The sequence below is a fragment of the Pseudomonas asplenii genome (assembly GCF_900105475.1).
GTDB classification, from domain to species: Bacteria; Pseudomonadota; Gammaproteobacteria; order Pseudomonadales; family Pseudomonadaceae; genus Aquipseudomonas; species Aquipseudomonas asplenii.
The window spans coordinates 4,602,853-4,611,550 of record NZ_LT629777.1; the positions used below are offsets into that span (position 1 = coordinate 4,602,853).

Here is an 8,698-nt window from a genome sequence, read left to right on the forward strand (position 1 = left end):
GATTCGCCCGCCTGGGAGGCCGGGTTAGCCGTGTTGGGCCATGGATGGCCCGTCACGGCGTGCGCTCGAAACAGGACCGGCGCGTTTACCGCCATAAGCGCGAAATCGCTATAGGGAAAACGTAACTTTATATTCCCAGCCGACAAAATTCGTGGTTATTATCCTCCCGCGCTGTGGGACAGAATCCCCTCCAGTGTAAGAAGATTGCTATGGACGGCACAGTTCAAGCAATCGCAGCCGATCGGGTCAACCCTAGCGCTGTCATCCCTGCGCAGGCTTTGTCACTGATCGTGAATCCTCCAAGGGAATGAGAGGCTTGAATTGGTCAGAGAACCGAACGCCATGCTTATCCAGCAATTGTTCGAGTCCCAGGTATTGCGTGCCCCCTCGGCCCCGGCGCTGAGTTTCATGGGGCAGGTCCTGAGTTACCAGCAACTCGACACCCGGGCCAATCGGCTGGCCCACCACCTGCGCTCAGCGGGCGTCGGTCCCGATACTCTCGTTGCCCTGTGCCTGCAGCGTTCGCCGCAGATGCTGGTGGCCGTACTGGCCGTGCTCAAGGCCGGCGGTGCGTACGTCCCGCTGGACCCCGCATACCCCGCACAACGCCTCGCGCACATGCTTGCCGACTGCACGCCACGGCTGGTATTGACCCATGCCTGCGCGCTCGACGGTCTGAGCCCGGCGCTGGCGGGTCTGGCCGAACCGCCCGAGGTACTCGACCTGACGGACGAAGCCGCCTGGGCCGATTGCCCCGAACACAATCTTCCAGCACCGTCCCTTGGCCTGAACGACCATCACCTGGCGTATGTGATCTACACCTCCGGTTCTACCGGCATGCCCAAGGGCGTGATGGTCGAACATCGCGGGCTGGTCAACCTGGCCCGGGTGCAGGGCCCGCTGTTCGCCGTCGGCCCCGGGGATCGGGTGCTGCAATTCGCGTCCTTCAGTTTCGATGCATCGGTCTTCGAATGGGTCATGGCCCTGACCCATGGCGCTTGCCTGGAGATCGTCGAGCCCGGTACGTTGCTGCTGGGCGACAACCTGATGCAGGTGTTGCACGAACGGCGCATCAGCCATGCAACCCTGCCACCGCTGGTGCTCGCCGGGCTTGGCGAGCCGGCCGCATTACCCGAACTGGGCACCTTGGTGCTTGCTGGCGAGGCGCCAAACCCGGCGCTGGTGGCTGCCTGGGCGAAGGGGCGGCGACTGTTCAATGCCTACGGTCCGACCGAAACCACCATCTGGGCGACAGTCTACCGCTGTGACGAATACCATGACCCGCACTCGCCCGTGCCGATCGGCGAGCCGATCGACCAGGCCAGCGCGGTCCTGCTGGACGAGACCGGTGCTGCGGTGCGCCTGGGGGAGGTCGGCGAACTGTTCATCGGCGGCAGCGGTGTGGCCCGTGGCTATCTCCATCGCCCGCAACTGACCGCCGAACGTTTTATCGACAGCCCCTTCGTACCGGGCGAGCGCCTGTACCGCACGGGCGACCTGGCGCGCTTCGATCCCAATGGCCAATTGCTGTTTCTCGGCCGTAGCGATTTCCAGGTCAAGGTCCGGGGTTTCCGGGTCGAGCCTGGCGAGATCGAGGCCTGTCTGAACGCCTTGCCGGGTGTCGAGAATTCCCTGGTGATCGCCCGCGAAGACACACCAGGAGAGCGGCGACTGGTGGCCTATTACCTGGCGGACAGTGAGATCACGCCGGCACAGTTGCGTGAACACGCCCGACAGACGTTGCCCGACCACATGCTGCCGGCGGCCTGCATGCGCCTGGCGCAATGGCCACTGAACGCCAACGGCAAGCTTGATCGTCAGGCGTTGCCGGTGCCGGATGCCGGCGCGCTGATCAGCCGCGAGTATGTGGCGCCACAGGACGGACTGGAACAGTGGCTGGCGGGTATCTGGGCCGAGGTGCTGAACGTCGCGCGAGTCGGGCGCGAGGACAACTTTCTTGCCCTGGGCGGCGACTCCCTGAGTGCCTTGCAGATCAGCGTGCGGGTGCGCGAACAGGGCGGTCGGCACCTGCCGCTCAAGAGCCTGTTTCTCGATGGCACATTGCATCAGGTGGCCCTGCGGCTGAGCGAGCCGCTGGCCGCCGGACCTGCCACCGAACCGCTGGTTGCCGCAGCTTCCTCGATCGCGCCGCTGTCCTACCAGCAAAGTGGCGTCTGGTGGTTGAACAGGGTGTCTGACGCCCGTGCCTATCACGCCCAGAGTGTGATCAGCATCCATGGCCGGATCGATGAGTCGTTGCTGCAACGCTGTCTCGACGAGATCGTCGAGCGTCATGAGATCTTCCGCACCACCTTCCATGACGACGGCGAAGGAGTGCCTTACCAGCGTGTGCACGAACAGGCCCGTGCTGCCCTGAGCTGCATTGATATCCCGGCGGATGATGAGCAGGGCTTCATCGCAAGGGTCGAGCAGGAAGTGCACCGCGCCATCGACGTCGCGCGCCTGCCGCTGGTGCGTTGGCTGTTGGTGCGGCGGGGTGTCGAGGCCTACGCGCTGGTGCATATCGAACACCACTTCGTGCACGACGGCTGGAGCGCTAACCTGTTTCTCCAGGAACTGCTGCATCTCTATCAGTTTCACCACGGCGAACGCAGCGATCCGCTACCGGCACCGGGCGCGCAATACGCTGACTACGCCCGCTGGCAGCAGAGCGCAGCGGCCGAGATCGAGTACGAGCGGCAGATGCAGTTCTGGAGGCAGCAGTTGCAGGACGCGCCCTTCACCCTGCCGTTGCCCACTGACCTCCCTCGGCCGGCCCAGCGCAGCGGACGTGGCCGGCAACTGCGCCTGGAATTGCCTGCCGAACTGACCACCCGGCTGCGCCGCTTCAGCGAAGCCGAAGGGGTCACGGTCTTCACCACGTTGTTTACAGTCTTCCAGTTGTGGCTGGGCCGACGTTGCGGCATCGAGGATTTCTTGGTCGGTTCGGCCGTGGCCAACCGCAAGTCGGTGGCCTACGAGCGCTGCCTGGGGATGTTCGTCAACAGTGTGGTGATCCGCGCCGATCTCAGTGGTGCACCGACCTTGCGCCAGCTACTGGGCCGCACGGCCGAGCGGATGCTCGATGTCTACGACCATGAAAGCGTGCCTTTCGAGCGGCTGGTGCGCGAGTTTCAGCCCAGCCGTTCGCTGTCACGCAATCCGCTGTTCCAGGTGGCCTTCAGCTTCCACAACTCGCAGATCCCACGACTGCAGGGACCAGGGTTCGATCTCTCGCTGTTCGAGGCCTACAGCAACCAGACGGCGAAATTCGACATCGAGGTGGTGGTGATTCCCCGGGGCACCCGCGCCGATAATCCCGACACGCTGTCGCTGCTCTGGAACTACTCGGCTGACCTGTTCAAGGAAGAAACCATGACCCGCTTGCGCGACAATTATCTGCAGTTGCTGGGGCAATGCCTGGAGGCGCCAGAGCGCCGCCTTGACAGTGAGTCGGTGATTGGCACTGAAGAACGCGACCGGCTGTTGAGCGAATGGAACGAGGTGAGCCATGCCGCCCAGCCGCCACGCTGCCTGCACCACCTGTTCGAAGAACGGGTGGCACTCGATCCCTGGGCACCGGCGGTCAGCCTCGACGGACAGACCCTGGGCTACGGCGAACTGAACGTCCGTGCCAACCGTCTGGCGCGCTACCTGCGTACTCTCGGCGTTGGCCCCGATGTGCTGGTGGGCCTGTGTGTCGAGCGCTCGCTGGACATGCTGGTGGGCCTGCTGGCCATTCTCAAGGCCGGTGGCGCCTATGTGCCGCTCGATCCGGTCTATCCGAGTGAGCGTCTGCACCTGTTACTCGCCGACAGTGCCCCGGCGGTGGTGCTGACCCACGCCGCCGCCAGGCCCAGCCTGACGGCCGCCTGCAAGGGCTTGGCCAGCAAGCCACGCCTGCTGGACCTGGAAACGGACGCCACGCGCTGGGCCGAACGGCCCGCCGACAATCTCGACCCGCAGGAGCAGGGCCTGACCCCGCATCACCTGGCCTACGTGATCTACACCTCCGGCTCCACCGGCACGCCCAAGGGCGTGATGATCGAGCACGCCCAGGTGGCCCGTTTGTTCAGCAGCACTGCCGCGCAGTTCGACTTCAATGCCGACGATGTCTGGACCCTGTTCCATTCTTTCGCCTTCGACTTTTCGGTCTGGGAAATCTGGGGCGCGCTGCTCCATGGCGGGCGTCTGGTGATCGTGCCGAGCCTGACCAGTCGGACCCCGGCGGACTTCTACCAGTTAATCTGCGAGCAGGGCGTGACGGTGCTCAACCAGACCCCGAGCGCATTCCGCAGCCTGCTCGCTGCCCAGGCGCGCAGCACGGCCGCCCACAGTCTGCGCCAAGTGGTGTTCGGTGGCGAAGCCTTGGAAATGACCGCGCTCAAACCGTGGTTCACCGATCCGCGCAACAGTGACACGCAACTGGTCAACATGTACGGCATCACCGAAATCACCGTGCATGCAACCTATCTGGCGCTGCGTGCCGAAGATGCCGAACAGCCTGGCAGCCCGATCGGCCGCAAACTCGCGGATCTGCGCTGCTACCTGCTCGATGCCGCCGGGCAGTTGCTGCCGATCGGTGCCGAAGGCGAAATCCATATTGGCGGCGCCGGGGTTGCCCGCGGCTATCTGAATCGCGCGCAACTGACCGCCGAACGCTTTATCGACAACCCCTTCGTCCCCGGTGAGCGCCTGTACCGCACGGGCGACCTGGCGCGCTACCGGGCCGATGGCAGCCTGGAGTTCCTTGGCCGCAACGATTTCCAGGTGAAGATCCGTGGTTTCCGTATCGAGCTGGGTGAAATCGAAGCCTGCCTGACCCGTTGTGCCGGGGTCCGCGATGCGCTGGTCATTGCCCGTGAGGACACGCCCGGCGAGCTGCGTCTGGTGGCGTACTACACGCTCGCCGAGGGCACTGCACCGAACGTCGAGGCACTGCGAGCACAACTGGCGGCGGCCTTGCCGGAGCACATGGTTCCGGCCGCCTATGTCAGCCTGGAGGTGCTGCCGCTGACCGCCAACGGCAAACTCGACCGCAAGGCCTTGCCGGCCCCCGATGACAGTGCCTTTGGCACCCGACCGTTCAGTGCTCCGCAAGGGCCGGTGGAAACCGCCCTGGCCGAGGCCTGGGCCCATGTGCTCGGCCGTGAGCGGATCGGTCGCGATGACAATTTCTTTGCCTTGGGCGGGCATTCGCTGTCGGCCCTGCGAGTACTCGAACGCCTGCGTCGGCAGGGTATCGAGCTGGATGCCCGGTTGATGTTCAGCGTCCCGGTATTGCGTGAGCTGGCCGCTGGTGTCGACGTGGCGCAGCTCGCGGCCCCGATTCCGCCCAATGGCATTGTTCGTGGCCAGCCGATCAGCCCCGCCTGCCTGCCGCTGGTCGACCTGGAGCAACGGCAGATCGACGCCATCGTCGCCACGGTCGAGGGGGGCGCGGACAACGTCCAGGACATTTATCCGTTGTCGCCGCTGCAGGAAGGCATGCTGTTCCACCATCTGATGGCGCGCAAGGGCGATCCGTATCTGCTCTGGTGCCTGATGAGCTTCAGCGACCGAGCGACCCTGGAGCGTTATGTGGGCGCGCTGGAAACCGTCGTCGCTCGTCACGACATCCTGCGCACCTCAGTGTTCTGGGACGACCTCGATGAGCCGGTGCAAGTGGTCTGGCGGCAGGTTGACGGCCTGGTCGAAGAGTTGCACCTGGACCCGGCCGAAGGCGATATCTCCACGCAACTGCGCCAGCGCTTCGACCCACGACACTACCGGCTGCCATTGGACCGGGCACCGCTGATGCGCCTGGTGATCGCCCGGGACGAGGCCAGTGGGCGCTGGCTCGGCCTGCGCCTGTTCCATCACATCATCGACGATAACACCTCGCTTAAGCAGTTGAATGCCGAGGTCGAGGCGTTGCTCGACGGCAACGCGGCCAGCCTGTTGCCGGCCTTGCCTTACCGCAATTTCATCGCGCAACGGGTCAAGGGCGGCGACCTGCCGGCCCAGGAACAGTTCTTCCGCGACATGCTGGCGGGGATGAGCGAACCGTCCGCACCGTTCGGCCTGCTCGACATCCAGGGCGATGGCAGCGGTGTCGGCGAGGCCCGGCTGATGCTCGACGCCGGCCTCGGCCAGCGTCTGCGCCAGTCGGCCCAGGCGTTGGGCGTGAGTCCGGCCAGCCTGTTCCACGTCGCCTGGGGGCAGGTGGTGGCGCGCACCAGCGGTCGCCACGACGTGATGTTCGGCACCGTACTGTTCGGGCGCCTGTACGGCGGGGAGGGGGCCGAGCGCATCCTCGGGCCTTTCATCAATACCTTGCCGATCCGTATCGACCTGGCCGCCGAAGGCGTGGCGGCCTGTGTCCGCCGCACCCATGGCTTGCTGACCCGACTGTTCGAGCACGAACATGCCTCGCTGGCCCTGGCTCAGCGTTGCAGCGCCATCGCCTCGCCAACGCCGTTGTTCACCAGTCTGCTCAACTACCGACATAGCGAGCGGGCGACCGAAGGCGGTGACTCGACCTCCGGGGCCTGGAAAGGCATCGAGGTACTGGGCGGCGAAGAGCGCACCAACTATCCGCTGGTGCTGGCCGTCGACGACAGCGGCGCAGGGTTCCGCATCGGTGCCCAGGTTTGCGCCGCACTCGATGCGACACGCACCTGCGCAATGATGCAGCGGGCCTTGGAAAGCCTGGTCCAGGCACTTGAGGAGGCCCCCCAAAGCCGTGCCGACCGCTTGGATATTCTGCCCGCCAGCGAACGCCGGCAGTTGTTGCACAGCTGGAATCTGCCGGCGCCGGACGCGGGCGGCAGTGATTGCCTGCACCAGGCATTCGAACGCCAGGCTGCCCGGCAGCCTGCGGCCGTGGCACTCATCTGCGATGGCATCAGCGTCGCTTATGGCGAACTGAATGCCCGGGCCAATCGCCTGGCGCATCACCTGCGCCAGCGCGGTGTCGGCCCGGAAGTCCGGGTGGGTTTGTGTGTCGAACGTTCGGTGGAAATGCTGGTGGGCCTGCTGGCGATTCTCAAGGCCGGCGGCGCCTATGTGCCGCTGGACCCGGCGTATCCCGGCGAGCGCCTGGCCTATCTGTTGCAGGACAGCGGCGTGGCACTGGTACTCACCCACGGCGCGACCCGCGCGTTGCTGGCCGAGACCCGGCAAGGGCTGGCGAATCCGCCCGAATGCCTCGACCTCGACAACGAAAGCTGGGCCGACTGCCCGGCGGACAACCTCGACCCGGCGCACTTGGGCCTGACACCGGCCAACCTGGCCTATGTCATCTATACCTCGGGTTCGACCGGCCAGCCCAAGGGCGTGATGGTCGAGCACCGCCAGATCACTCGGCTGTTCGCTGGCACTGCCGCGTTGTTCTCGTTCAACCGCGATGATGTCTGGACGTTGTTCCATTCCTTTGCCTTCGACTTCTCGGTCTGGGAAATCTGGGGTGCGCTGTGGCATGGCGGGCGTCTGGTGATCGTGTCGGCGCTGACGAGCCGTGCTCCGGCAGATTTCTACCGGTTGCTCTGCGAACAGCGGGTGACCGTGCTCAACCAGACACCCAGTGCGTTCCGTGGGCTGCTTGAGGCCCAGAGCCGCAGTGAGTCGACCCACAGCCTGCGCTGCGTGGTGTTTGGCGGCGAAGCGCTGGAAATGACCACGCTCAAGCCGTGGTTCGCCGACCCGCGCAACAGCGACACGCAACTGGTCAATATGTACGGCATCACCGAGATCACCGTGCACGCAACCTACCTGGCGTTGCGCGCCGAAGATGCCGAACGCAGCGGTGCCAGTGCCATTGGCCGGCCTCTGGCCGATCTGCGCTGCTACCTGCTCGATGCGGCAGGGCAACTGGTGCCGATCGGTGTCGAAGGCGAGATCCATATCGGTGGCGCCGGTGTTGCCCGTGGCTACCTCAACCGTGCGCAATTGACTGCCGAGCGCTTCATTGACAGCCCGTTCGTGGCAGGCGATCGGCTGTACCGCACAGGCGACCTGGCGCGCTATCGCGCCGATGGCAGCCTGGAATACCTCGGGCGCAACGACTTCCAGGTGAAGATTCGCGGCTTTCGTATCGAACTGGCGGAAATCGAAGCCTGCCTGGGCCGTTGCCCGGGCGTACGTGAGGCGGTGGTGCTCGCCCGCGAGGACCAGCCGGGCGACCTTCGCCTGGTGGCCTACTACACCACCGGCGACGTGGCAGCGGATGTCGGCGACCTGCGTGCACAGCTTGCCGCGACCTTGCCCGAACACATGGTGCCGACGGCTTATGTCCGGCTGCAAAGCCTGCCGCTGACCACCCACGGCAAGCTTGACCGCCAGGCATTGCCGCGTCCTGACGAAAGCTCCCATGGGGGGCTCGGTCATGTCGCGCCGAGCACGCCCATCGAGCTCGCCCTGGCCGAAATCTGGTGCGAGGTGCTGCGTTGCGAGCGGGTCGGCCTGACCGACAATTTCTTCCAACTGGGCGGTCATTCATTGCTGGCTACCCGGATTGTCGCCCGTATCGACGATCTGCTGGGCATCGAATTGCCGATGCGGGTGATGTTCGATCATCCGACCATCGAAGCGCTGCTCGATTACCTCTTTACCCAGGCGCAGGACACCCGCGCTTCCCCCTGAGACCCTGGGAGCGACCCGGCCCACAAGGCCGGGTCGCGGCGTGCGGGGCGAATCACGCCCCAGGAAACCAAGAAAA

The 8,698-nt window shown here is 65.2% G+C and carries 1 protein-coding gene; it reads left to right on the plus strand.

Features of this window, described 5'->3' with window-relative positions:
* Positions 1-342: 342 nt before the first annotated feature.
* On the plus strand, positions 343-8,622 hold the full coding sequence (locus BLU37_RS20860; RefSeq protein WP_090208411.1) for a non-ribosomal peptide synthetase: 8,280 nt from the start codon (positions 343-345) through the stop codon (positions 8,620-8,622).
* Positions 8,623-8,698: the final 76 nt, after the last annotated feature.

Bases quoted from the DNA above. Each gene is read 5' to 3' on its own strand.
- BLU37_RS20860 (WP_090208411.1), top strand. From the start codon at position 343: ATGCTTATCCAGCAATTGTTCGAGTCCCAGGTATTGCGTGCCCCCTCG.